Source organism: Janthinobacterium aestuarii (assembly GCF_046113285.1).
GTDB lineage: Bacteria > Pseudomonadota > Gammaproteobacteria > Burkholderiales > Burkholderiaceae_D > Janthinobacterium.
Genome location: NZ_CP142524.1, coordinates 698,176 through 721,604, shown reverse-complemented (window position 1 = coordinate 721,604; position 23,429 = coordinate 698,176). Strand labels below are relative to the sequence as shown.

General features: G+C 65.4%; 22 protein-coding genes and 1 tRNA gene. 10 read left to right on the top strand and 13 right to left on the bottom strand.

Features of this window, described 5'->3' with window-relative positions; genetic code table 11:
* The first annotated feature begins 173 nt into the window (after positions 1 to 173).
* Positions 174 to 1,490 carry an enoyl ACP reductase FabMG family protein gene (locus OX462_RS03265; protein ID WP_409027766.1) on the top strand — a complete coding sequence of 439 codons (1,317 nt, stop codon included), beginning with the start codon at positions 174 to 176 and terminating at the stop codon, positions 1,488 to 1,490.
* A 79-nt stretch (positions 1,491 to 1,569) separates the two neighbouring features.
* Here the strand turns inward: OX462_RS03265 and OX462_RS03260 are convergent, their stop codons facing one another.
* Positions 1,570 to 2,334, bottom strand: a complete 765-nt coding sequence (locus tag OX462_RS03260; protein WP_409027765.1) for an SDR family oxidoreductase — start codon at positions 2,332 to 2,334, stop codon at positions 1,570 to 1,572.
* Positions 2,335 to 2,508: 174 nt separating this feature from the next.
* On the opposite strand from OX462_RS03260, the gene OX462_RS03255 reads away from it, so the two are divergent.
* Positions 2,509 to 2,595 (top strand) — tRNA-Leu (locus OX462_RS03255).
* Positions 2,596 to 2,739: 144 nt separating this feature from the next.
* On the opposite strand, the gene OX462_RS03250 is transcribed toward OX462_RS03255, so the two are convergent.
* Both OX462_RS03250 and OX462_RS03245 read right to left on the bottom strand, forming a co-directional pair.
* Positions 2,740 to 3,318 carry an NnrU family protein gene (locus OX462_RS03250; RefSeq protein WP_070311647.1) on the bottom strand — a complete coding sequence of 193 codons (579 nt, stop codon included), beginning with the start codon at positions 3,316 to 3,318 and terminating at the stop codon, positions 2,740 to 2,742.
* Positions 3,319 to 3,387: 69 nt separating this feature from the next.
* Entirely contained in the window at positions 3,388 to 3,780 is a 393-nt protein-coding gene (locus tag OX462_RS03245; protein ID WP_070290944.1) for an Imm10 family immunity protein, read from the bottom strand.
* Positions 3,781 to 3,925: 145 nt separating this feature from the next.
* Between OX462_RS03245 and OX462_RS03240 the strand changes: the two genes are divergently transcribed.
* The 3 genes from OX462_RS03240 (at position 3,926) to OX462_RS03230 (ending at position 5,661) form a co-directional block, all read left to right on the top strand.
* The gene (locus OX462_RS03240; RefSeq protein WP_409027764.1) at positions 3,926 to 4,342 is read left to right on the top strand and encodes a GNAT family N-acetyltransferase; all 417 of its coding nucleotides are present in this window, start codon (positions 3,926 to 3,928) and stop codon (positions 4,340 to 4,342) included.
* A gap of 7 nt (positions 4,343 to 4,349) precedes the next feature.
* Positions 4,350 to 5,096, top strand: a complete 747-nt coding sequence (locus tag OX462_RS03235; RefSeq protein WP_409027763.1) for a M56 family metallopeptidase — start codon at positions 4,350 to 4,352, stop codon at positions 5,094 to 5,096.
* A 64-nt stretch (positions 5,097 to 5,160) separates the two neighbouring features.
* Entirely contained in the window at positions 5,161 to 5,661 is a 501-nt protein-coding gene (locus tag OX462_RS03230; protein ID WP_070220299.1) for a hypothetical protein, read from the top strand.
* Positions 5,662 to 5,667: 6 nt separating this feature from the next.
* Here OX462_RS03230 and OX462_RS03225 read toward each other — a convergent pair whose 3' ends face one another.
* Entirely contained in the window at positions 5,668 to 6,483 is an 816-nt protein-coding gene (locus OX462_RS03225; RefSeq protein WP_070290941.1) for a class I SAM-dependent methyltransferase, read from the bottom strand.
* 411 nt (positions 6,484 to 6,894) lie between these two features.
* Here OX462_RS03225 and OX462_RS03220 point away from each other — a divergent pair, with 411 nt between their 5' ends.
* Both OX462_RS03220 and OX462_RS03215 read left to right on the top strand, forming a co-directional pair.
* Positions 6,895 to 7,731 (top strand): universal stress protein, encoded by an 837-nt coding sequence (locus tag OX462_RS03220; RefSeq protein WP_409027762.1) that lies wholly within the window; start codon positions 6,895 to 6,897, stop codon positions 7,729 to 7,731.
* 69 nt (positions 7,732 to 7,800) lie between these two features.
* Positions 7,801 to 8,670: a hypothetical protein gene (locus tag OX462_RS03215; RefSeq protein WP_409027761.1), complete on the top strand. Its 870-nt coding sequence runs from the start codon at positions 7,801 to 7,803 to the stop codon at positions 8,668 to 8,670.
* Positions 8,671 to 8,721: 51 nt separating this feature from the next.
* Here OX462_RS03215 and OX462_RS03210 read toward each other — a convergent pair whose 3' ends face one another.
* The 4 genes from OX462_RS03210 to OX462_RS03195 all read right to left on the bottom strand — a co-directional run bounded on the left by OX462_RS03210 (position 8,722) and on the right by OX462_RS03195 (position 13,405).
* Positions 8,722 to 11,040 carry an NADP-dependent malic enzyme gene (locus OX462_RS03210; RefSeq protein WP_070220307.1) on the bottom strand — a complete coding sequence of 773 codons (2,319 nt, stop codon included), beginning with the start codon at positions 11,038 to 11,040 and terminating at the stop codon, positions 8,722 to 8,724.
* Positions 11,041 to 11,238: 198 nt separating this feature from the next.
* Entirely contained in the window at positions 11,239 to 11,601 is a 363-nt protein-coding gene (locus OX462_RS03205) for a hypothetical protein (protein ID WP_217494230.1), read from the bottom strand.
* Positions 11,585 to 12,178, bottom strand: a complete 594-nt coding sequence (locus tag OX462_RS03200) for an SMI1/KNR4 family protein (RefSeq protein ID WP_409027760.1) — start codon at positions 12,176 to 12,178, stop codon at positions 11,585 to 11,587. The genes OX462_RS03205 and OX462_RS03200 overlap by 17 nt, the downstream gene beginning before the upstream one ends.
* Positions 12,179 to 12,217: 39 nt before the next feature.
* Positions 12,218 to 13,405 carry an MFS transporter gene (locus tag OX462_RS03195; protein WP_409027759.1) on the bottom strand — a complete coding sequence of 396 codons (1,188 nt, stop codon included), beginning with the start codon at positions 13,403 to 13,405 and terminating at the stop codon, positions 12,218 to 12,220.
* Between the two features lie 122 nt (positions 13,406 to 13,527).
* Between OX462_RS03195 and OX462_RS03190 the strand changes: the two genes are divergently transcribed.
* Complete coding sequence (locus OX462_RS03190) at positions 13,528 to 14,049, top strand: MarR family winged helix-turn-helix transcriptional regulator (RefSeq protein WP_409027758.1); 522 nt, start codon at positions 13,528 to 13,530, stop codon at positions 14,047 to 14,049.
* On the opposite strand, the gene OX462_RS03185 is transcribed toward OX462_RS03190, so the two are convergent.
* The gene (locus OX462_RS03185; protein WP_409027757.1) at positions 14,046 to 14,654 is read right to left on the bottom strand and encodes a hypothetical protein; all 609 of its coding nucleotides are present in this window, start codon (positions 14,652 to 14,654) and stop codon (positions 14,046 to 14,048) included. The two genes, OX462_RS03190 and OX462_RS03185, sit on opposite strands and share 4 nt — an antisense overlap.
* An 89-nt stretch (positions 14,655 to 14,743) precedes the next feature.
* Between OX462_RS03185 and thiL the strand changes: the two genes are divergently transcribed.
* A complete protein-coding gene (gene thiL / locus OX462_RS03180; RefSeq protein ID WP_409027756.1) occupies positions 14,744 to 15,724 on the top strand; it encodes a thiamine-phosphate kinase in 981 nt (326 codons plus the stop codon).
* A 1-nt stretch (position 15,725) separates the two neighbouring features.
* Here the strand turns inward: thiL and OX462_RS03175 are convergent, their stop codons facing one another.
* Genes OX462_RS03175 through OX462_RS03165 form a run of 3 tightly spaced genes read right to left on the bottom strand, consistent with a single transcriptional unit; the run spans position 15,726 to position 20,947 of the window.
* A complete protein-coding gene (locus tag OX462_RS03175; RefSeq protein WP_409027755.1) occupies positions 15,726 to 18,302 on the bottom strand; it encodes an EAL domain-containing protein in 2,577 nt (858 codons plus the stop codon).
* On the bottom strand, positions 18,299 to 20,329 hold the full coding sequence (locus OX462_RS03170) for a sensor histidine kinase, YfiR-like protein-associated (protein WP_409027754.1): 2,031 nt from the start codon (positions 20,327 to 20,329) through the stop codon (positions 18,299 to 18,301). Before OX462_RS03170 ends, OX462_RS03175 begins: the two co-directional genes overlap by 4 nt.
* A complete protein-coding gene (locus tag OX462_RS03165; protein ID WP_162995783.1) occupies positions 20,330 to 20,947 on the bottom strand; it encodes a TOL_0243 family YfiR-like periplasmic protein in 618 nt (205 codons plus the stop codon).
* 223 nt (positions 20,948 to 21,170) lie between these two features.
* Here OX462_RS03165 and OX462_RS03160 point away from each other — a divergent pair, with 223 nt between their 5' ends.
* Positions 21,171 to 21,653 (top strand): CinA family protein, encoded by a 483-nt coding sequence (locus OX462_RS03160; protein WP_070220318.1) that lies wholly within the window; start codon positions 21,171 to 21,173, stop codon positions 21,651 to 21,653.
* Here OX462_RS03160 and OX462_RS03155 read toward each other — a convergent pair.
* Positions 21,643 to 23,415: a GGDEF domain-containing protein gene (locus tag OX462_RS03155; RefSeq protein WP_070291064.1), complete on the bottom strand. Its 1,773-nt coding sequence runs from the start codon at positions 23,413 to 23,415 to the stop codon at positions 21,643 to 21,645. The genes OX462_RS03160 and OX462_RS03155 overlap by 11 nt on opposite strands.
* Between the last annotated feature and the right edge of the window lie 14 nt (positions 23,416 to 23,429).

The following is a 23,429-nucleotide window of genomic DNA, read 5'->3' as shown; positions in this document are numbered from 1 at the left end:
ATACGCCTTGGCGAAAGAATAAGAGCTGCATGAAGAAGAAGATGCCATTCCAGACGAGAATCATTCGCAAGAAGATTTTCCCCGCTGAAATGGCGCATAATTTCACACTATGTTGAACCAGCGGGCAGCAGCACCAGCCGTCTGCCCTGCTAATTTTTGAATGAATTGACACCATGACCGAGATCACGTCCCTGAGAGACATCCCGCAAAAAAATATCTTCCGCAAGGGCGACACCTTTGTGCTGTTCGGCGAGCTGTTCGGCCGCGGCTATGTGAATGGCTTGCTGGACGAAGCGCGCAAGGCGGGCATGAATATCGTCGGTATGACGGTCGGCCGCCGCGATGAAAACATGGCGCTGCGCCCGCTGAACGCGGAAGAGCTGGCCGAAGCCGAAGCCAACCTGGGCGGCCGCATCATCAATGTGCCGCTGATGGCCGGTTTCGACCTCGACGCGCCCGCCGGCGAACCGACGCCGACGGCCCTGCTGGCCGACATGACCCTGAAAAGCTGGCAGGAAGACAAGCTGGACTGGGCGCAGATCGAACGCTGCCGCGAAGCCGGCATCGCCCGCTTCAGCGCGTCCGTGGCGAAAGCCATGGCCGAACTGGACAGCCTGATTCCTGACGGCAGCAATGTGTATTTCGCCCACACCATGGCCGGCGGCATTCCCAAGGTCAAAGTCTTCCTGGCGATCGCCAACCGCATCTACAAAGGCCGCGGCGAGCGCTTCATGTCTTCGCGCGCCCTGCTCGACAGCGACCTGGGTAAATTGATCCTGATGAACTTCGACGAAGTCACGGCCAACACCCTGCAGCACCTGATCGACGGCAGCGCCGCCATCCGCGCCCGCATCGAGCAAACGGGCGGCCAGGTGCGCTACAGCGCCTACGGCTACCACGGCACCGAGATCTTGATCGACGGCAAATACCAGTGGCAAACCTACAGCAACTACACGCAAGGCCTGGCCAAGATGCGCCTGGAAAACGTGGCCAAGGCCGCGTGGGAAAAAGGCATCAAGGCGACCGTCTTCAATTGCCCGGAAATCCGCACGAATTCCTCCGACATTTTCGTCGGCGTGGAACTGTCGCTGTTCCCCCTGCTCGACGCGCTGAAAAAAGAAGGCGGCGCTGCCTGGGCCGAAGAACAGTGGAAAATCTGCCAGAGCTTGCTGGAAGACGGCGTGTCGCTGCAAGACTTGCTCGACCGTATCGCCGCCTACAACGGCGACGCCACCAGCGTGCAGTTCCGCAACTTCGCCGCCTGGCCGATGGACAACACGCCAGAGCTGGCCGACGTCATGATCGGCACCTCGGACGACATCACCAAGCTGCACAAGGACCGCAAGGAACTGATCACCGATCACCTGAGCTCGCTGGTGCTGGAAGGCACGGGCCCGCTGATGTTCCACACCATGTCGGAGCCGCCAGCGCCCGTCATCTGGCTCAACCACGACATCATCGCGCGTCAGCTGAACTCGGTTCACAACTGAGCTTGAAACTGAGCTTGATGTAGCGCACACAACCGACGGCCCGGCTCATCCCCGGGCCGTCGGCGTTTCTGCGCGTGCTTTATGCGCGCACGATGGACACGCCGCCATCGGCCAGCAGCGCCGTGCCGGTGGTGAAGCTCGAGGCATCGGACGCCAGGTACAGCGCCGAGCGGGCGATCTCGTCCGGCGTAGCCAGACGTTTTAACGCATGCAAGCCCGCCACGAAGGCCAGCGCTTCGGGTGTATTCGCCACTGCGCGCCCCATCGGCGTATCGGTGCCGCCCGGCAGCAGGGCATTCACGCGGATACCCGCCGTGCCATACTCGGCCGCCAGGGCCTTGGTCAAGCCGATCACGCCCGCCTTGCTGGCCGCATACGCGGCCATGCCGGACATGCCCAGCGTATGACCGACAAAGGTCGAGGTAAAAATCAGCGAGCCGCCGCCGCGCGCCGCCATGGCGGGCAGCTGATATTTGGCGGCCAGGAAGGCACTGGTGAGATTGGTGTCGACCGCCGCCCGCCAGTCTTCCAGGGCAACTTCCTGCGTGGGCCCCATGGGTCCCAGGGTGCCCGCATTATTGAAGGCGATATCGAGGCCGCCAAAGCGTTGCAGCGCCAGCGCCACGGCCGCTTGCGCGCATGCCGCGTCGGCCACATCGCCGGCACAGGCCACGGCTTGCGCGCCCCCTTCCGCCAGCTGCGCCACCAGCGCATCGAGTTCCTTCTGCCGCCGCGCCACCAGCACCAGCCGCGCCCCCTCGCGCGCGAACAGGCGCGCCGCCGCATGGCCAATGCCCGAGCTGGCACCCGTGATGATCGCGACCTTATTTTCCAGTTGTAACATTTGCGTCCCCTTCATGTGGATGAAAGGGAAAAGATAGGCCGGCAAGCCAGGCGCGGCACTCCGCTTCTTGCGCTGGAATCGGCATCGTCACAGATTCTGCAGGCTTGGGCAAAACGCACGCCAAGCATAAAACTTGCCAGATTGTGACAAATCAGTGATAATGCGTCTCGCGTTGCCGGGATGGCGGAATAGGTAGACGCACGGGACTCAAAATCCCGCGCTGGAAACAGCGTGCCGGTTCGATTCCGGCTCCCGGCACCACAGAACACTTTAGTTGCACCTGATCAAACCCGCCCATCGCCAGATGCTGCGGGTTTTTTTATGTTTTTTATGTAAACGCCCTGGCCGCGCCCGGTTTGTCGCTCAGCTCGTCGCAGGCCACGCTCCCTCGCTTGCTCCATCCCGCTACCCAAACGGCCGCACGCCAAACAGCACACCGTGCAGCCAGAACGCCAGCAGCAGCCACAGCGCACAGCCCGCGACTATGGCGATCAGGGTGCCTTGGACGGTGCCGCCCTGGTATGCCACGCCGGCCGCGCGGTCGCGCTGCACGGCGGAAACCATATCCACCGACGACCAGACGAGGAAGCCGCCGAACAGCAGCACGTCGGCCACGTTGCCGTTGGCCAGCAGATGCGCGACGGCCCAGAGTTGCGTGCCGAGCAGCATGGGGTGGTGCACCAGGGTCTTGACGCGGTTGCGCGGCACATTGGCCGCCGCCAGCAAAATCAGCGAGAACAGCATCAACAGGCCGCTGGCGTGGCGCAAGCCCATGGGCGGCGTCCACAGCACCTGCGGCTGCTGGCGCGCCAGGGCGTAGCCCCAGATGATCAGGCCCAGGCCGGCAAACGCCACGAGCGAGTACAGCCCCTTCCAGCGCTTTTCGCCGAGGCGAGCCAGCTGGGCGCTGCGCCAGCCGTCGGCGACGATGCGTACCGAGTGCAAGCCCAGGAACAGCAGCAAACCGAGTATCAGCACCGTCATCTTATTCTCCCCCAGTCAATGCCCGCTATCGAGCATACGCGACGCCGTGGCCGGCGCCGTCCGCGCAGATCAACGTTCTTCGCGATAGTAGTCGCAGCCCTCGAACGTGGTGCGCAGCGCCTGCTGCAGCTGGGCGTAGCGCTCGGGCGTCAAGTTGAAACGCACGTCGATCTGGCCGTCGTCATCCATCTGCATGGCGGCCTCGGCATCCATCTGCACGGACAGGCGGTTCGGATGCAGGATCACGGCGTGCATGTGGCCATACCACGCAAATTCCTGGCCGCCATATTCAATATACGGTTCGTCCATGCCCGTAGCGACGTCCTGCTCGTCGTATTCATCGGCGCGCTGCAGCATCAGGTAGACGGGCTCGCCTTTGCCCGCTGGCGCGGCCAGGGTGGTGATCAGGGCGTCGTCTTCATGGATGACGGACAACTCGGTGGCGGTAAATCCTGCGGACATGGCATGCTTTCAACAAATAAATGAATGACGCCACCATAGCGCAAAAGCGCCGCGCACGACATAGGGCGCGGCGAATAAAGCGTGCCGCCCCAGAAACGCATGGCCGCCTATAATTGCCGCTCCAACCAATTCACAGGAGACCGTCTTGACCGCCGCATCGCCCTACACCACCCGCCTGGCCATTCCCTCCATCGCCACCTATCAGCAGCTGCGCGTCGCCGCCGGGCTGAGCGCGAAAACCGCGGAGGCGGCGGCCAAGGGCTTGCCGAATTCCCTGTTTGCCGTGCAAGTGCTGCATGGCGACGAGGTCGTCGGCATGGGCAGGGTCATCGGCGATGGCGGCTGTTTTTACCAGGTCGTCGATATCGCCGTGCTGCCGGCCCACCAGGGCAAGGGCTTGGGCAAGCTGATCATGCGCGAAATCCGCCAGTTCATCGACAGCGACGTGCCGGAAAGCGCGTACGTCAGCCTGATCGCCGATGGCCAGGCGCAAGACCTGTACGCGCAGTTCGGTTTCAAGCATACGGCGCCCGCCTCCGTCGGCATGGAGCTGAAGCGCTAGGCGCCCGATGCCGGTCTGGCTGCTGTGCTGCATGGTGCTGGCGCTGCTGTTGAGCGCTACCGCCTGGCGCGCCGAGCGCGCGCGGCAACGGCGCGGGCGCACGACACGCTGGCTGTGGCTGGCGGCCATCGCCGCGTCCGTCATCTTGCCTCTGGCGTGGCTGCCCGGCGTGCTGAAGGCCATGCCGGCGGAGCAGGCGCAGCTGAAACTGGGCTGGTTTGTCTTATCGAGCGGCATGCTCTTGCTGCTGGCGCTACGCAGCATCTGGCTGCTGTCGCACCAGCGCCGCTGGCAGAAAACATCGCTGCTGGGCACGCCAGTGCACTTAAGCGGCGGCATCGGCCCCTGCGTGGCGGGGCTGCTGCGACCGCGCATCGTGATGCCCGTCTGGCTGCAACTGATTCCTCCCCAACAACAAGCGCTGCTGCTGGCGCATGCACAATGCCGACTGGCCGCGCGCGATCCGCAGTTGCTGGCCCTGGCCTACGCCTTGATCGTGATCATGCCGTGGAATGTGCCCCTGTGGTGGCAGCTGCACCGGCTGCGCTTTGCCATCGAGGTCGATTGCGATGCGCGCATGCTGGCGCACGGCCACGCGCTGCGCGACTATGCCTTCGTCCTGCGCCGGCACGGCCAGTATTATTCGGGCTTGACGGGCGCCTCGCCCATCGTGCTGAACGATCCGCTGGCGCTGCGCCGGCGGCGTCATCTGATGGCCAGATTTACCCGGGACCGGGCGGCGAACTTGCTATAGTAGCGGCAACGCCGCGCGGCATGCCCGCGATCCCGGCTTCCCCCTTAGAAATCAGAGAGATACCATGCTTTACCTGCTTGCCATCGTGATCGTCATCGCCCTGCTGTACTACGTCTTCAGCGGCCGCACGCCCGTCAAACCGCTGCACAAGCCGCTCGTGTCCGTGCGCCAGTACGTGCCGGCGATCCCTGCGGGCGCACCGGCGCACCACTGGAGCGACGAGGGGCGCTTTGCGTCGGAAGTGGAAAACGAAGCGATGTACCAACCCGCCATCGCCAGGCTGGCCGGCGAACACGGCCCCGGCAACGCGGAAGAAAAATGCCTGGCCCTGCTCGTCTGCGACGATGCCAACCCGTTCCAGGACAAGGCCATCGCCGTCTTCATCGACGGCCTGCTGGTGGGCTACCTGTCGCACAACGACGCCCTGCGCCTGCGCCGCAACCTGGGCCGCATGGATCTGGTGGGCCAGCTGACCTCGTGCGACGCCGTCATCCGCGGCGGCGGCCTGTGGAACGGCAAGCGCCTGTCGTACGCCGTCTGGCTGGACTTGCAGCCGTACAACTAATGATCGCTATAGCGCGCGCGCCAGCCTGACGGCCCGCGTGGCGATAAAGCTGGGCAGGAATTTTTCAATTTCAAAGCGCGGGTGGGGATGCATTTCCTCGTGGTAACCGGCCAACACGAAGCCCGCCGCCAGCTGGCCGCCGATCTGGCTGTCCAGGCCGTGGCCGAAGACCAGCGCCTCGCCCTTTTCCATGCGCGCCGCCAGCGCATCGGCATCCATATCCTCCACATCCGAATACGGCAGCACGAAACGGGGCCGTATCAAGCCCTGCTGTGCCCATTGCGGATCGCGGTCGCCGATGAACACCGCCGGGTTGAAGAAACTGCTCAGCAGCACGCCGCCATCGGCCAGCACGCGCGCGCATTCGCGCCACACGGGGGCGATATCGGGCACGTACTGGTTCGACACGGGGTGGATGATGACATCGAAGCTGGCGTCGGCAAAGCAGGCCAGATCGCGCATATCGCCCTGGACGGTGGCCAGTTGCAAGCCGTCGCGTTCGGCCACCATGCGGTCTTGCGCCAGTTGCTGTTCAGACAGATCGAAGACGGTGACGTGCGCGCCGGCGGCAGCCAGCACGGGCGCCTGCTGCCCGCCGGCACCGGCCAGGCACAGGATGCGCTTGCCGCGCACCTCGCCCAGCCAGCCGGCCGGCAAGGGACCGGGCGTCAGATGGATTTGCCACTGCCCGGCACGGGCCGCGGCGATGGTGGCGCTGTCGACGGGCTGCGACCACGGGCTGTTCCGTGCAGCCTGGGCATCCCAGGCTTGCTGATTGTGCTGCAAGAAGTTGTTACCGTTATTACCTAAAGGCATCGTCATCCTTTCAGAAAAACAGGACGCGAATGTAGCATGACTCCAGGCAAGGCGCCACACTGCGCGTGCTGGCCGAAAAGAATACGAGAAGGCCTGGAAGCCCGAGAAGTGAACTCCCGCCACGGCCAGCGTTGTTGCGTCACACAAGGAAGTGCCGGACAGATGGCGCCGGCGCCGATGCAGACCACTGGAAGGGCAAGGAGTTCAAGGCCATTATGGCTGGTGGCGGACCCCGCATTTTGATGCATATCAAACAGCTCGCAATCTCCTGGCTATCGCCTTGCGAAAGGCCCTCGCCCGTGTTTTTTTGACCCACGTCAAGCCCCGCATAAGAAAACCGCCCGCCGGCACGGCAATGCTGGACTTGCCCGTGTTGCCGTTCTAGCCTTGTTGCCACCCTGACTAGCGAATGACACCATGGCTTACAAATCCATCCTCGTCCACGCCGACCTGTCGCGCCATGCGCCGCAGCGCGTCGCCATCGCGGCGCGGCTGGCGCACACGCACCAGGCGCACCTGATCGGCGCCGCCATGACGGGCGTATCGCGCTTTACCCTGGAAAACAACCGCGGCATGCGCGGCGGCGCCGTGGCGGCGCAAATTACCGCCCTGCACGGACAGGCGGAGCAGGCGCTGGCCCAGTTTGAAACGCTGGCGCGCCAGGCGGGCGCCGTTTCGCTCGAGCGGCGCCTGATCGAAGACCACGAGGATGGCGGCCTGGCCGTCAGCGCCCGCTACAGCGACTTGACGGTGCTCAGCCAGCACGACGCCAGCGAAGCGCTGCCCGGCGCCATGAGCGACCTGGTGCCCTACGTCATGCTGAACGCGGCCCGTCCCGTGCTGATCGTGCCGCGCAGCGGTCAATTCGCGCAAGTGGACAACACCGTGGTGGTGGCCTGGGATGGCAGCATGGAAGCGACGCGCGCCGTCGGCCACGCCCTGCCCCTGCTGCGCGCGGCGCGCCTGGTGGTGCTCGCCCTGCTGCACCCGCCGGCCGGCCACGCACAGCCGGCCCGCCATCCGGGCGCCGACATCGCCGCCTACCTGAGCCGCCATGGCGTGCCCGTCGAGGTGCGCCCCGCCGTCACCACGGGCGACGTCGGCGCGGCGCTGCTGGCCATGACGGCCGAAGTGCATGCGGACCTGCTGGTCATGGGCGGCTACGGCCACGCCCGCTTCCGCGAAATCCTGCTGGGCGGCGTGACGGAAACGGTGCTGCGCCAGATGACCTTGCCCGTGCTGATGGCGCACTGAGGTCCCGCGCGCCACGTTCTGTTGCACAATGGCTATACTTGCCTTATTTTCCATATCAAGGCAATGTAGATGAAGCAACAAATGATCAATTGGGGCAGCAGCCTGGCGCCGTTCGGCAGTGAACTGCTGTGGACCGCCCTGCCATCGATGCTGCTGTATGGCATGCTCGGCTTTGTGCTGGCGCTCGGCATCTGCTACCAGCTGGCCAGAAAATGCCTGCTCGTGCGCCGTCCGCGCGCCTGGCATGTGGCCGCCAAGCTCAGCTATGTGTTGATCCTGCTCGCGCTGCCGCTCCTCGGCGGCGGGTTTGGCGCCGTGCACAGCGCACACCGCATGGTCAACCAGGCCCTCGAGCGCGACCTGCAGCCGGTGGTCGAAGCGCAGATGCCGGCGCTGCGCGTCTACCTGGAGCAGCAGGTCAAGCTGATCGCCCCGGGCCAGCCCATCAGCGTGCGCAGCCTGCTCGAACCCTACGTGCAAGGCATGTATTACCAGCCCACGTCCAGCAGCTACTGGGAACGCAGCAAGGCGCGCTGGATCAATGAATTCATCCTGCGCCGCGGCAGCGTGCTGCTGACGCAAGTGCTGCAGGAACAGCTGATCGCCAGGGTCGGCCTGCTCGGCGAAGCGCTCAAGGGCGCCAACTTCCGTGGCCAGGCGACGGGCGAGCTGGCCGCGCTGGGCACCGACCTGGCCGTGCGCCTGACCACCGACGTGGCGCGCCAGGCCGACTTCAGCAAACTCGACAAGTCAGTGCCGATGATTTTCGTCGACGCCATCAAGCGCCAGGCCGGCGCGTATTTCAACTCGCTCAAGATCACGCTGGCCCTGTTCGCGCTGGTCGCGCTGCTGCTGGTATGGGGCGAGATCATGCTGTACCGCCACTATTACCTGCGCCGCCAGCCGGCCGCCACGGCCCTGCCCGTCCCACCGACGTAAAAAAGCCGCCCCTCCTTGCGGATGGGGCGGCTTTTCATGTGCAGCTAACGCTTAGACCTTACGCTGGGCCACTGCGTCGACCACGCACAAGGCCGTCATGTTGACGATGCGGCGCACGGTGGCCGATGGCGTCAGAATGTGCACGGGCTTGGCGCAGCCGAGCAGGATCGGACCCACGGCGATGCCGTTGCCGGCCGCCGTCTTCACCAGGTTGTAGGCGATGTTGGCCGATTCGATGTTCGGCATGACGAGCAGGTTGGCGTCGTTCTTCAGTGCCGAATTCGGCATGATCTTTTGACGCAGCTTGCTGTCGAGGGCCGTATCGCCGTGCATTTCGCCGTCGATTTCCAGGTCCGGCGCACGTTCCTTGACGATGGCCAGGGCGGCGCGCATCTTTTGCGCCGAGGCGCTGTCGCTGGAACCGAAGTTCGAGTGCGACAGCAGGGCCGCGCGCGGCGACAGGCCGAAACGGGTCATCTCTTCGGCGGCCATGATGGTGATCTCGGCCAGCTGCTCGGCGTCCGGGTTTTCATTGACGTGCGTGTCGACCATCACCAGCTGGCGCTCCGGCATGATCAAGACGTTCATGGCCGCATACACGTTGCTGCCGGCGCGCTTGCCCAGCACCTGGTCGATGTATTTCAGGTGCAGCTGGGTGGTGCCGAAGGTGCCGCAGATCATGCCGTCCGCGTCGCCCTTGTGGATCATCATCGAGCCGATCAGGGTGTGGCGGCGGCGCATTTCCAGCTTCGCGTATTCCTCGGTAACGCCCTTGCGGCTGGTCATGGCGTAGTACGTGTTCCAGTAATCGCGATAGCGCTCGTCGAAGTCCGGGTTGATGACGTCGAAATCGACGCCTTGCTTGAGACGCAGGCCGAACTTCTGGATGCGCGCTTCGAGCACGGGCGGACGGCCCACCAGGATGGGACGCGCCAGTTTTTCATCGACCACCACTTGCACGGCGCGCAGCACGCGCTCTTCTTCGCCTTCGGCGTAGACGATGCGCTTGAGTTCGGCTGGCGTGGATTTGGCCATCAGGAACAGCGGCTTCATGAAGGTGCCGCTGCGGTAGACGAATTGCTGCAGGCTGTCCGCATACGCCTGCAAGTCCTTGATCGGACGCGTGGCGACGCCGGAATCCTCGGCCGCCTTGGCCACGGCCGGCGCGATCTTGATCAGCAAACGCGGATCGAAGGGCATCGGGATCAGGTATTCAGGGCCGAACGACAGGTTGCTGATGCCGTAGGTGGTGGCGACGATGTCGGACTGCTCGGCATGCGCCAGGTCGGCGATCGCGTGCACGACGGCGATTTCCATCTCGCGCGTGATGGTGGTGGCGCCGCAATCGAGGGCGCCGCGGAAGATGTACGGGAAGCACAGCACGTTGTTGACCTGGTTCGGATAGTCCGAACGGCCCGTGGCGATGATGGCGTCGCTGCGCACGGCCTTGACTTCTTCCGGCAGGATTTCCGGATTCGGGTTGGCCAGCGCCAGGATCAGCGGGTTCGGCGCCATCTTGCGCACCATGTCCTGTTTCAGCACGCCCGCGGCGGAAACGCCGAGGAAGATGTCGGCGTCCGGGATGACTTCGCCCAGGGTGCGCAGCGGCGTGTCTTGCGCGAAGCGTTCCTTGTCCGGATCCATCAGTTCCGCGCGGCCCTTGTAGACGACGCCGGCCAGATCGGTGACGTAGATGTTTTTCAGGGGGAAGCCCAGGTCGACGATCAGGTCCAGGCAGGCCAATGCCGCCGCGCCCGCGCCCGAGACCACCAGCTTGCAGTCCTCGATCTTCTTGCCGACGGCTTTCAGGCCGTTCAGGATGGCCGCGCCGACGATGATGGCGGTGCCGTGCTGGTCATCATGGAAGACGGGAATCTTCATGCGGTCGCGCAGCTGGCGCTCGATGTAGAAGCACTCGGGCGCCTTGATGTCTTCCAGGTTCACGCCGCCGAAGGTCGGTTCCAGCGACGCGATGATGTCGACCAGTTTATCGGGATCCGATTCGTTGATTTCGATGTCGAAGACGTCGATGCCGGCGAATTTCTTGAACAGCACGCCCTTGCCTTCCATCACCGGCTTGGCGGCCAGCGGGCCGATATTGCCCAGTCCCAGCACGGCCGTGCCGTTGGTGATGACGGCCACCAGGTTGCCGCGCGCCGTGTACTTATAGGCATTCGCCGGATCGATGACGATTTCTTCGCACGGTGCCGCCACGCCTGGCGAGTAGGCCAGTGCCAGGTCGCGCTGGTTGGTCAGTTGTTTGGTCGGCGTCACGCTGATTTTGCCGGGGCGCGGGCACTCGTGATACTCGAGTGCGGCCAAGCGCAATTGTTGACGCAATTCTTCTTTTTTATCAGATGACGAATCCATGCTGTGCTGCCTTCCTGTTTGGTCGATCGGGTGTTCCGGATTTTATCAGACCGATTCTTTCAATTAGCTAGGTATTTTCCGCTAGCCACAGTCTGATATCACGAAAACGCATAACCTAGCATTGTAAGGCCGTCCGGCGGCACAAACGTCCTGAACAGGAAAAACTATCAAATTTTAGATTTCAATTAGTTTTTATGATCAGTCGCCGGGAGCACGCCACAGCGGCAGCGCGGCGACGGCGCGCTCGAGATCGTCCATGTCGTCGTCACCCAGGCTGGTGTCAAATGGGGCGGACAGGATGCGGCGCATCAGGGCCAGGCGCGTCGTCGCTTGCTCCTCGTCGATGAAGCGCGTCGTCTCCGCGCAATACCGGGCGCGGCGCAGGGCATCGGCGCCGTCATCGTCGCCGTCGGGATAATAATGGCGGCCGATGTTATGGAGCGATATCAACAAAAATTCGATCTCGCGCAGGATGCGCAGCGCATCCTCGCCGGACAGCACGATGCGGCGGTTGGCGGGCAGCAGGGACGGCGGCGCGGCGCGCTTATTCGAAATTGTCATCGATCAGGAAGCCGTAATCGTCATCGATCAGCATTTGCAGATACGCGTCGAAGCTGTCGGCGATGACCTGGTAGCTATCAGGATCGTGCAGGAAGCGCACGACCTGCCCCACCTTGCCCGACGCCGTGGGCGTGAAATCGACATACAGGCGCGAGGAGCCGCCATTGTTCATGCAATGCGAAAAGCACAGGCGCTGGCCCTGCTGGATGCCCGCGTCGATGCGGGTGTCGACGATGCCGGGGTCGTCTTCCAGGTAATGGCCGTAGATATCGGCGATGCTGCGCTGGTTCGCTTGCCGGTCTTCCAGGATCTGTTCGACGGAACTCAGGTAATACGGATACTCGAACACGTCCGAGCCCAGCATGTACACCAGCACCATGCCGCCGGGATACTCCTGGTAATAGGTGCCGTTGTACTGGCCCAGCAGGCGCAGCAGGCTGTCCGGGCACAGCGGATAGGCCTGGCGCAAGCTGGCCAGTTGCATCGCGCTGGCGCCGCTGGCCAGCGCCAGCTCCGCCAGCGGCTCGGGCGGCATGGCCTGGCGCAAGCCGGCTAAATAGTGGTCGACGATGTTCATAGCCGAAATATATCAGCTGGCCGATACGCCATGCGCACGCTAGCGCGCACCGGCCAGCCGCGCCCCCGGCGCGAAGCGCACGGCGATCAGCAGCAACAGCACGACGCCCCCCGCCATCACCATCCACGCCTGGGCCAGGCTGGACGAATGCTGGCGGATCAGGCCGGCGATGAAGGGCATGCTGCTGGCGATGATGTAGCCGCCGCCCTGGACGAAGCCCAGCAAGGCGCCGGCGCCGGCCGGGTCACGCACGTGGTCCATGCTGACGATCAGCGACAGGGGAAACAGGGCGCCGATGCCGCAGCCGAGCAGGATCACGGCGGGAATGGCCAGCTGCGCGGGCGCCACGATCAGGCAAGCCAGGCCGGCCAGCACTGCCAGCAAGACCGACAATAACAGGATGCGGCGGTCGGGAAAGCGGTGGATGATGCTGGAAATCACCAGTCCCGCCAGCACTTCCACCAGGGTCAGGCCACCGAGCAGCAAGCCGCTGTCGGCCGCGCTCCAGCCCAGTTCCGTATAAAACGGCGGCAGCCAGGCCAGCACCAGCGTGTACGCCCCCGTGCCGATGCCAAAGAACACCATCAGCAGCCAGGCGCGGCGGCTGCCCACGGGCAGGCTGGCGCCCGCGCCGCCGGTCACCTCCACGCGCGAGGCGGCGGCGCGGCGCCACAGCAGCGCGGCGGCCACGGCGGGCAGCGCCCACAGGGCCAGCAGCGCTTGCCAGCCCCAGCTTTGCGCCAGCGGTGAGGCGGACGCGGCGGCAATGGCCGCGCCGCCCATGATGCCCGTCGTATAAAAGCCCATCAACTGGCCCGCCCGTTCGGGGAAATGGCGCTTGATGAAGGCCGGCAGCAAGGCCTGCACCAGCGCGATGCCCAGGCCGCCCAGCGCCGCCGTGGCGATCAGGCCGCCGCTGCCGTGCAGGGGCCAGCGCAGCGCGCAGGCGGCAGCGATGATGGCGATGCCGAGTCCGATGCCGCGCGCCACGCCCAGGCGGCGCTGCAGCTGGGCGCCCGCCAGCGCGCACACGCCCATGGCGAACACGGGCACGGTGGTCAGCAAGCCCGCGTCGGCATTGCTGAGGCCCGTGCTGGCCTGGATGCTGTCGAGCAAGGGACCGATGGCGGCCAGGATGGGGCGCAAATTCAGGCCCAGCAGGATGATGGCGGCCACCAGCAGGGCGGACGAGGGCAGCGGGGAAGAGACGGGGCGTTCAACAGGCATGGCAGAGTAGTCCTTGCCTCGCAGGGAGGCACATGGTTTAATGCGTGACATAATCACTTGATGAAAAGTATCTTAACATAAAGATAGAAATCTATCTTGAGGTCGAGATAAATGCATACCCCATGACAACTCCCCCGCAAGAACACACGCGCGCGCAATTTGCCGCCGCACAATGGCAGCGCGAGCTGCCGCAGATGGATACGCGCGCCATGCAGCTGGTGGGACAGCTGGGCACGGTGGCGCAGCTGATGGCGCGCGACTGGCTCAATCCCCTGTTCGCCGAACACGGCTTGCAGCCGGGCGAATTCGACGTGCTGGCGACATTGCGCCGCTCGGGCGCGCCCTACAGCCTGACGCCGACGGCCCTGTACGAGGCGGCCATGCTGTCTTCGGGCGGCATGACCAACCGCATCGACCGGCTGGAAGCGGCCGGCCTGATCGAACGGCAGAAGCACCCGACGGACCGGCGCGGCGTGCTGGTGGCCCTCACGCCCCAGGGACTGGCCTTGATTGAAAAGCTGGTGCTGCTGCATGTGGAGAACGAGCGCGCCATGCTGTCGGCCTTGAACGCGGACGAGCAGCGCCAGCTCGACCAGTTGCTGGCCAAGCTGCTGCACGGCATGGCACAGGCGAAGAAGGGCTAAGCAGCGAGCAGCTGCGCCAGCTCGCGCAGCGCTGCATTGCCGCGCCGGGCCAGGCGCTGCAGGTCGGCAGGATCGCGGCTGTCGTACAGGGCCTGGACATGGCCCACGCTGGCCGCGCGCAAGTCGATATCGCTGTCGCGGTCTGGAAGCTCGGCGTCGGCCACGTGCCCCTCGACCAGGGTCAGATAATAATGGCGGGGCTTGCCGCGCAAATTGGCGGCAAACTGCAGCACCAGGCCGCTGTCGAACAGCAGGGCGCCGCTGCGGCCGCCCTGTTCCAGCAGCACGCGAAACGCGGGCAAGGGCTGCCGCGCCGCGCGCAGGAAGCCGGCCAGGCGCACCTGGTAACCGAGGTCCAGGCCATTCGCGCCCAGCTGGCCGCGCTGCAGATACGCCTTGAACGACGCCTGCACGGGCCGCTTGCCCCTGCGGAACAGGCGCTCGTCCTCGTACAGGCACAGCTGGCCGCCGTCGCTGATGGCGTCGAAGCCGCGCGCCGCCAGCTCCTGCGCCTCAAAGGTGGCCAGGCCGACGGCTTGCGGGTCGCGCAGCCAGCCGTGGTCGAGCCAGGATTGCAGTAAGTCGTGAATATCGGAAAGGGGCATGGCAAGTTGCTCGGCAGTGACAAAGGCCTGTATTGTAGGCCAGCCTATAATAGCCGGGCCACACCATCATTCAACGAACAGACCACGCCATGGCCCCACACGACGCGCTTTCCGAATTCGACCTGATCAAACACTATTTCGTGCGCCAGCGCCCCGGCCGCGCCACCCTGGGCATCGGCGACGATTGCGCGCTGATGACGCCAGCGGCCGGCAAGCAGATCGCCATCTCGTCGGACATGCTGGTCGAGGACCGGCACTTCTTTGCCGGCGCCGACGCCCGCATGCTCGGCCACAAAAGCCTGGCCGTGAACCTGTCCGACCTGGCCGCCATGGGCGCGCGTCCCGTGGCATTCACGTTGGCCCTGGCCCTGCCGCAAGCGGAACGCGCCTGGCTGGCCGGCTTTGCCGACGGCCTGTTCGCGCTGGCCGACGCGTTTGATTGCGAACTCATCGGCGGCGACACCACCAAGGGGCCCCTGAATATCTGCATCACCGTGTTTGGCGAACTGGCGCCGGGCCAGGCCCTGCGCCGCAGCGCGGCCGTGGCGGGCGACGACATCTGGGTCAGCGGCACCCTGGGCGACGCGCGCCTGGCACTGGCCGGCTACCGCATGGAACAGGAATTATCGCCATCCGACCTGGCCACTGCAGGCGCGCGCATGCACACACCGACGCCGCGCGTGGCGCTCGGTTGCGCGCTGGCCGAAGCGGGCCTCGCGCATGCCGCCATCGACATTTCGGACGGCCTGGTCGGCGACCTCGGTCACATCTTGAAAGCGTCGCGCGTGGGCGCCACCCTGGACGTCGACGCCCTGCCGGCCGGCCCCGTGCTGGCGCGGCAGGAAACAGGCCTGCGCCGCCGCTACACGGCCGCCGGCGGCGACGATTATGAACTGTGCTTCACGGCGCCCGCATCGTCGCGCGACGCCATCGCCGCACTGGCGATCAGCTGCGGCACGCCCGCCACGCGCGTGGGCCGCATCGAGACGCATGCAGGCTTGCGGCTGGTGGATGCGGCCGGACAGCCGCTGGATTTACAACTGAGCTCGTTCGACCACTTCAGCGACTGAGCTAGCGCACCGCCACGCGCGCCAGCCCCGGCTGGTTCACCATCCAGTAGTGCTGGAAGGCCAGGCGGATGTTGTCGCGCAGCTGGATGTCGTCCCACGGCTTCGTATAAAAACGGTAGATGGCGCCCCGGTTGATCGAGTCGAGCACGGCTTCCAGGCCCGTGTAGCCGGACAGGATGATGCGGATGGTTTCCGGGTACAGCTCTTTTACTTTGCTGAGGAATTCCGTGCCGCTCATGCTCGGCATGCGCTGGTCGCAGACGATGACGTGCACCCGGTGCAGGGCCAGCATTTCAAACCCTTCGGCCGGCGTGCTGGCCGTGAGGATCTGGTAGCCCTCGGGACGGAACAGGCGGTGCAGCGACGACAGCACGTTGACGTCGTCGTCGACGATGAGCAGGGTTTGCGCCGGCTGGGCGGCCGGGTCGTGGCCAGGCGGCAGGCCGGCGCCCGCGGCGATCATCTGCCCCAGTTCCAGCGCCGGCAGGGCGCGGCTGAAATAAAAGCCCTGGATTTCGTCGCAGCGGTTGCGCCGCAGGTATTCGAGCTGCGGGCGCGATTCCACGCCCTCGGCCACCACGCTCAGTTTCAGGCTGTGCGCCATGCTGACGATGGCCAGCGCGATGGCCGCGTCGTTCGGGTTGCTGGTGATGTTGCGCACGAAGGCGATGTCGATTTTCAGCTTGTCGATAGGGAAGCGCTGCAGATACGCGAGGCTCGAGTAACCGGTGCCGAAATCGTCGATGGCCACCTTCACGCCGATCTTCTTCAATTTTCCCAGCACGACGATGGTGCGCTCGGCGTTCGACATCAGCGCCGTTTCCGTCAGTTCCAGCTCCAGCAGCTCGGGCGCCACGTTGTGCCGCGTCAGCGCGCGCGTCACTTCGCCTTCCAGGTCGCCTTCGGCAAACTGGCGGCTCGACACGTTCACGGCCACGTGCACGGGGCCCACTTCGCTGTCGCGCCACTCGGCGATCTGGCGGCAGGCGGCCTGGATCACCCAGGCGCCCACGCGCACGATCAGGCCCGTGTCTTCCAGCACGGGCACGAATTCGGCCGGCGCCACCAGGCCGTAGCCGGGGCGGCGCCAGCGCAGCAGCGCTTCCACGCCGCTGATGCGGCCCGTGCGCAAATCCACCTTCGGCTGGTAATACAGGATGAATTGCTCGTGTTCGAGCGCATGGCGCAGCGCCAGTTCCAGGTCCAGGCGCGCCAGCACCTGCACGTTCATGCCGGCCGTGAAAAAGCGGTAGCCGTCGCGGCCCGCCTGCTTGGCGCCGCCCATGGCCGTATTCGCGTACTTGATCAGCGTTTCCGGGTCGGTGGCGTCGTCCGGATACATGGCGATGCCGATGCTGGCCGTCAGGGTGGCCGCGTGGCCGCGCAAGTCGAATGGCGCGCGCAGGGCTTCGCGCACCTGGTTGGCCACGGCCACGGCTTCCTGCTGGTTGCGGCTCATGGTCAGTATCAGCGCGAATTCGTCGTTGCCCAGACGCCCCACCGTGTCGCGCAGGCGCACGCATTCGACCAGGCGGTTGCTGAACTGGCGCAGCAGTTCGTCGCCCAGCGCCGCGCCCAGGGTGTCGTTGATGCTTTTGAAGCGGTCCAGCGCGATGAACAGCACCACGATGCGCCAGCTTTTTTCCTGCGCCAGTTCGACGGCCTGGGCCAGGGTCTGGTAGAACAGGCTGCGGTTCGGCAGCCCCGTCAAGCCATCGTAATGGGCCAGGTGCTTCAGGCGCTCCTGCGCCTGGCGCCGCTCGCTGATGTCGCGCGCCACGGCGATCAGCAGCAGGCCGCCCGCAGCCTGCCCGCCCATCACGGGCGCCTGCGCATACCAGTGCCAGCCCAGCTCCACGGGTATCAGGCTCAGGTCGCGCCGCACCAGTTCGCATTCCGTCACTTCCGTGGCCAGGTGGGCCGGGCCGCCCGGCAGCGCGGCCAGCGGCGGGGCCGGCGGCGACGGCAGCAGGCTGCCGGGCGCCAGCGCCAGCAGTTCGGCGCGCGCATAGCCGAGCAGGCGGCACGCGCCGTCGTTGACGTCGACCAGGGTCATGCCCAGCACGTCGACGAGGAAGATGGCGTCCGTGGTGGCGTCCATGGCGCCGCGAAAGCGCTGCAGTTCGGCCGTGCGCTGGCTCACCGTGCGTTCGAGCAAGGTGTTGTAGTGGCGCGCGGCGCGGTGCAGCAGCCGCACTTCAAGCATGTTGCGGATGCGCGTGAGCACTTCGAGCGCGTCGAAGGGCTTGCTGATGAAGTCGCGCGCGCCCGCTTCCAGCGCCGCCAGTTTGGCGTCCGGGTCGGCGGCGATCACCAGCACGGGCAGATAGCCTTCCAGCTCCAGCGGACGCAAGGCATCCATCACCTCATAGCCGCTCATGCCGGGCATCACCAGGTCGAGGATGATCAGGTCGAACTGGTGCCGCTGGTGCAGGCCGGCCACGGCGCGCGCGTCGAGGGTGCTGCTGATGGCCGTGTAGCCGCCGCTTTGCAGCAAATGCTCGAGCAGACGCAAATTGACGTCCTGGTCGTCGACGATGAGAATTTTCGCCGCATAGATATCGGCCTGGCTGATCATGGCGCGCCTGTTCCCTTCTGCCGGCGCTGCTGCGCCACATAGGCCAGGGTGCTGTTGATCGCCTCGGTAAATTCATCGAGGTTGATCGGCTTGGTCAGGTAGCGGTAAAAGCCCAGCGCCATGCTGCGCTCGACGTCGCCCGGCATGGCGTTGGCCGTCAGGGCGATGACGGGAATGTGCGCCGTGCGGGGATCGGCGCGCAGCAGCTTCAGCGCTTCCGTGCCGTTCACGTGCGGCAGATTGATGTCCATCAGGATCAGCTGCGGCAGGTGCGTGCGCGCCATTTCCACGCCCAGGCGGCCATCCGTGGCCGTCAGCAGCTGCAATTGCGGGCAGTAGCGGACGATTTCCTCGACCAGGGTCAGGTTGGCGGGATTGTCTTCCACGTACAGCAAGGTCACGGGGGCGCTGTGATCGAGCAGCGCCCCGGCCAGGTCGGGCCGCGGCAAGGCCAGCAGGTCGGGTGCGGGCAAGGCGTCGACCACGCGCAGCTCGATCCAGAAGGTGCTGCCCTCGCCGGGCGCGCTGCTCACGCCGATGCTGCCATCCATCAGCTCCACCAGGCGCTTGGTGACCACCAGGCCGATGCCGCTGCCTTCTTCCGTGCCGCCCTCCTGCCCCAGCCGGTTGAAGGGCTGGAACAGCAGCGCCACCTGTTCGCCGTCCAGGCCCACGCCCGTATCGCGCACGCTGATGCGCACCCGTCCGTCCGCCTGCGGCGCGCAATCGATGGCCACCTGCCCCTGCTCGCGGTTGTACTTGAGCGCATTCGACAGCAGGTTCAACAGAATCTGCTTGAGGCGCGTGCGGTCGGCCAGCACGTTCAGGGGGCAAGCGTCGGGAAAGGTCATGCCGATGCCGCGCTGGCTGGCCAGCGGCGCGATCATGTCGCGGCACTCCTGCAAGATGGCGTCCAGGCCCACCGGTTCGAGCGACAGGCTGACGGTGCCCGATTCCACCTTCGCCAGGTCGAGGATTTCATTGATCAAGGTCAGCAGGTGGCGCCCCGATTTCAGGATATGCCCGGCGAACTCCTTCTTTTGCTCCAGGGTCGACGGCAGGCGGTCGGAACTGAGGATTTGCGCGAAGCCCAGGATGGCGTTGAGCGGCGTGCGCAATTCATGGCTCATCGACGACAAAAACGCCGACTTGGCATAGTTGGCGCTGCGCGCCTCTTCCATCGCCATGGCCAGTTCGCCATTCGTCATTTCCAGCTGCATCGTGCGCTCGTGCACGCGTACTTCCAGCTCCTGGTTCAGGCGCATGACTTCCTGCTGCGCCTGGGTGCGCTGCTCGCCCTCGCGCGCCAGCTCGCCGTTCGAGCGCTCCAGCGCCTGCGTGCGCAGCTCGATCTCGGCCAGCATCTTGTTGAAGGAATCGACCAGCTGCGCCACCTCGTCGACGCTGAGCTTGCGCGCGCGGCGCGAGTAGTCGCCCGTCTCGATCACTTCGCGCGCCACGTCGGCGATGTCGAGGATGGGCTGCGTGATGACGAAATCGAGGCGGCGCAGCAGCAGCAAGGCCACCAGCAGCGCCAGCACCGTCACGCCCAGCGCGATGGCCAGGTAATCGGCCGTGCGGCCTGCCAGCTCGTAATCGGCGCGCAGATACACGGTGCCCAGCAGCTCGCCATTGTCGACGATGGGCTTGAACAATTCGACGGATTTGCCCGCGATGCTGACGCCTTCCTTGCCCGCCTTCGCCGGCAGCTCGCCCAAGCGTTCATTCGCGCGGTAGCTGGCAAACAGGCTGCCGTCGGCCTTGTACAGGGCGCCGGCCGTCACGCGCGGGCGGATGCGCATCAGATTGAGGTTTTCCAGCGCCAGGCGCTCGTCGTCGAAGGCCAGCGCGGCCGAACTCATGTGCCCGAGCAGTTCGGCCTGGGTACTGATGTCGGCCACCAGATTGCGGTGGTAGGCGCGCAAGTCGTAGGCGACGATGGTGGCCAGCGAAATGACGAGCGCCACCAGGGTGGTCAGCAAGACCACCGACATCAGCTTGTGGCGGATGGAACGCAGTCGTATCATCTAGGCGCCTCCCGTCTGCACGCGGTAGGCGGCCAGCAGCATGCGCGCGCTGATGCGGATATGCGCCTGCGCCACGGGTTTCAGCGCCACGTCGAAGCGCACCTTGTCTTCGGCCATCACAAAATTGATCATGCTGCCCATCGCGTAGACCTCATCCGAATCGGACACCGTCAGCAACGCCAGGCCACGGCTGGCGGCCAGCATTTCCTGCAGCGCCATTTTATCCAGCGCGCCCAGGTACAGCACGTGCAGTCCGGCCAGCGCGTCGCCGCGGCGCACTTTTTTCACCTGCACGGCGCGGCCGTTGACGCTGTGCCCGGCCACGCTCTGTTCGAGCTGCTCGGCCAGCGCATCGGCGCCCGCCACGCCGATCACCAGCGGGGAGTCGGGCCGGGCAAAGCTGCCGTCGGGCCACTCGACATAGCCGGCAAACTTGTACAGATATCCGGCCTTCACCTGGCGTTCCAGCTCCCCCGGCACCTGCGCCCGCGCATCGGCGCACAGCACGCCCAGGAGCAGCATTAGCCAGCCCCAGCGCAGGGAGCGGCGAGCAGCGCCGCGCACAGGGCGGCGCAGGGGGCCAGGATGACGCCACCAGGTCCAGTTCAGAATTGCCATGACAACCGAGTAAAGATAATGCATATGAAGGCGCGGCACCATGCCGCCTGCCTGTTCGAGCGATGCGCACCAGGGTGGCGCAGCGACAGAGCGCCTGCCGGCCCGAAGTGGTAGCAAATGTATAAAAGAGTGTACGCATTTTCGCTGTGACCGGGGAAAGTTTCTTTTACCGTCGGCCATGCTACAGTCTTGCCACCATTTTCACCGCACACAGGAGCCATCCATGAGCAAGGAACTCGTCCCCCTCTCCACCGCCGTCGGCCTGGCCTTGCAGGCGAAAGGCCTGTTGCTGGCCACGGCCGAATCGTGCACGGGCGGCGGCGTGGCGCAGGCCGTCACCGATATCTCGGGCTCGAGCGCCTGGTTCGAACGGGGCTTCGTCACCTATTCCAACGGGGCCAAGACCGGCATGCTGGGCGTGCCCGCCGAACTGATCGCCGCACACGGCGCCGTCAGCGAGGAAGTGGCGGCCGCCATGGCGCAAGGCACCCTGGCCCACAGCGAGGCCCAGGTGGCCGTCTCGACCACGGGCATCGCCGGCCCCACGGGCGGCGTGCCGGGCAAGCCCGTCGGCACCGTTTGCTTCGGCTGGGCCATGGACGGGCGCGTGCAGACGCAGCGGCTGGTGTTCGCGGGCGACCGGCAGGCCGTGCGCGAGCAGGCGGTGGCGCACGCCTTGCGGGAACTGCTGCGTTTTATTCAGTAGCGCCGGCGATGCAGGCGCGGTCGCGGCCCGCCTGCTTGGCCGCGTACAGGGCGCTGTCGGCGCGCATCAGCAATTCATGGCGGCCGGCGCCGTGGCGCGGATATTCGGCAATGCCGGCTGAAAAGGTGCAGCCCGTCAAGCTGTGCGGCGCCTGCTGGATCAGCAGCTGGCGGTAGCGCGCGGCGATATCATCGATCTTGTGCGCCGCGATGAGGCTGTCGGCTTCGCGCAACAGCAGGCAGAATTCCTCGCCGCCATAGCGGCACACCATGTCGCTGCCGCGCAGCTGGCCTTCCACCAGGCGCGCGAACTGGATCAGCACTTCGTCGCCAAAATTATGCCCGTAGGTGTCGTTGACGCGCTTGAAGAAATCCAGGTCGATGATGGCGATGGCCACGGGCGCATCCGCGTCGGCCTCGTGCAGGATGGCATTGAGGCAGGTTTCGAAATGGCGGCGGTTGTACAAGCCCGTCAGGTGGTCGCGCATGGCCTGCTCCTTCAGGCTGTCCTGCAAGGAATTGACGTGCAGGATCTGGTGCGCCAGTTCGCGGTTCAGGTGCTCGAGCTTGACGTTTTCCGATTCGCGCGCCGCCTGCAGCTCCAGCGCCTTGTCGCGCTCGGCCTTCAGGCTGTGCATTTCCTTTTCCAGGTTGCGCATCAGGCTGCGCGAGGCGCGCGCCGACTTGCTGCTGGCCTCGTACGCGGCCTGGTATTGCTGCAGGAAACCGTACGCGGTTTGCCATTCGCCCAGCTGGGAATTGATGTCGGCCAGGCCGCGCAGGATCTGTTGCTGGTGAAACGGATTGCGCGTCCAGCTCAGCAGGCTGTGCGCCTGCGTCAGGGACGCCAGCGCCTGCGCCGTCTGGCCCGCGTGCAGGTCCAGCTTGCCGCGCACCAGCCATGCATGCATCTGCTCCTCCAGGTCCTGGCCCCGGCGCGCATAGTCTTCGGCCCGCAGCAGCAATTGCAAGGCCTTCTCGGGCTGGCGCAGCAGGATGGCGGCATGGGCGGCGATGCAGAACAGGAAGGCGCGCACGGCCAGGTCTTCTTCCGGCCACTCGTAAAACGGCTCGACCAGCGCCAGCGCCTCGGCCGGCTTGCCGGTGGCTAATAAACACATGGCCAGGTTGGCCGAGACGATGGTTTGCTGGTATTTGAGCTTTTGCGTGCCGATGATGTCGAGCGCCTCGACCAGCAGGGGGATGGCGTCTTCATCGTTGCCCAGGTCATGCTGCGACGACGCCAGGTTCGACAGGCTGTTGACCCGGTGCGCGGGGCTGCCGAAACGCTCGGCGATGTCGAGCGCCAGCAGGAAATTGCGCGGGCCGTCCTGCGTATCGCCACGGTTCAGGGCATCGACGCCCAGGCGCGCGTACAGCATGAACTTGTGCAGCGAGTCGGGGATCTGCGCGGCCTGGCTGCGCGCCTGCAGGAAATGCTGCTCGGCATCGGCAAAGTCGCCGCGCCGGCTCGCGTACGCGCCCTGCAGGGCGGCCACTTCCATGCCGCCTTCCAGGTCGCAGGTGTGCTTGAAATAGTCGCGCAGACGCTCGCACGACGGCTCCGTTTCGCCCGCATAATAGGACAGCCAGCAATGATTGAGTTCCGCATATGCGCCGCCGCGCGCATACTGTTGCCGTTGCGCCGCCGCCAGCGCCATCTGCGCCAGCCGGCGTGCCTGGCGGCGGTTGCCGATCAGACAGGACAGGGCTTGCTGATTCAAACGGTCAATGTCGGCTTTATCGAGACTGGAGATCGGCACTGCGTCCTCGTTCA

Coding starts and splice junctions, on each gene's coding strand:
- OX462_RS03265 (WP_409027766.1), top strand. CDS start 174: ATGACCGAGATCACGTCCCTGAGAGACATCCCGCAAAAAAATATCTTC.
- OX462_RS03260 (WP_409027765.1), bottom strand. CDS start 2,334: ATGTTACAACTGGAAAATAAGGTCGCGATCATCACGGGTGCCAGCTCG.
- OX462_RS03250 (WP_070311647.1), bottom strand. CDS start 3,318: ATGACGGTGCTGATACTCGGTTTGCTGCTGTTCCTGGGCTTGCACTCG.
- OX462_RS03245 (WP_070290944.1), bottom strand. CDS start 3,780: ATGTCCGCAGGATTTACCGCCACCGAGTTGTCCGTCATCCATGAAGAC.
- OX462_RS03235 (WP_409027763.1), top strand. CDS start 4,350: ATGCCGGTCTGGCTGCTGTGCTGCATGGTGCTGGCGCTGCTGTTGAGC.
- OX462_RS03230 (WP_070220299.1), top strand. CDS start 5,161: ATGCTTTACCTGCTTGCCATCGTGATCGTCATCGCCCTGCTGTACTAC.
- OX462_RS03225 (WP_070290941.1), bottom strand. CDS start 6,483: ATGACGATGCCTTTAGGTAATAACGGTAACAACTTCTTGCAGCACAAT.
- OX462_RS03220 (WP_409027762.1), top strand. CDS start 6,895: ATGGCTTACAAATCCATCCTCGTCCACGCCGACCTGTCGCGCCATGCG.
- OX462_RS03215 (WP_409027761.1), top strand. CDS start 7,801: ATGAAGCAACAAATGATCAATTGGGGCAGCAGCCTGGCGCCGTTCGGC.
- OX462_RS03210 (WP_070220307.1), bottom strand. CDS start 11,040: ATGGATTCGTCATCTGATAAAAAAGAAGAATTGCGTCAACAATTGCGC.
- OX462_RS03205 (WP_217494230.1), bottom strand. CDS start 11,601: ATGACAATTTCGAATAAGCGCGCCGCGCCGCCGTCCCTGCTGCCCGCC.
- OX462_RS03200 (WP_409027760.1), bottom strand. CDS start 12,178: ATGAACATCGTCGACCACTATTTAGCCGGCTTGCGCCAGGCCATGCCG.
- OX462_RS03195 (WP_409027759.1), bottom strand. CDS start 13,405: ATGCCTGTTGAACGCCCCGTCTCTTCCCCGCTGCCCTCGTCCGCCCTG.
- OX462_RS03190 (WP_409027758.1), top strand. CDS start 13,528: ATGACAACTCCCCCGCAAGAACACACGCGCGCGCAATTTGCCGCCGCA.
- OX462_RS03185 (WP_409027757.1), bottom strand. CDS start 14,654: ATGCCCCTTTCCGATATTCACGACTTACTGCAATCCTGGCTCGACCAC.
- thiL (WP_409027756.1), top strand. CDS start 14,744: ATGGCCCCACACGACGCGCTTTCCGAATTCGACCTGATCAAACACTAT.
- OX462_RS03175 (WP_409027755.1), bottom strand. CDS start 18,302: ATGATCAGCCAGGCCGATATCTATGCGGCGAAAATTCTCATCGTCGAC.
- OX462_RS03170 (WP_409027754.1), bottom strand. CDS start 20,329: ATGATACGACTGCGTTCCATCCGCCACAAGCTGATGTCGGTGGTCTTG.
- OX462_RS03165 (WP_162995783.1), bottom strand. CDS start 20,947: ATGGCAATTCTGAACTGGACCTGGTGGCGTCATCCTGGCCCCCTGCGC.
- OX462_RS03160 (WP_070220318.1), top strand. CDS start 21,171: ATGAGCAAGGAACTCGTCCCCCTCTCCACCGCCGTCGGCCTGGCCTTG.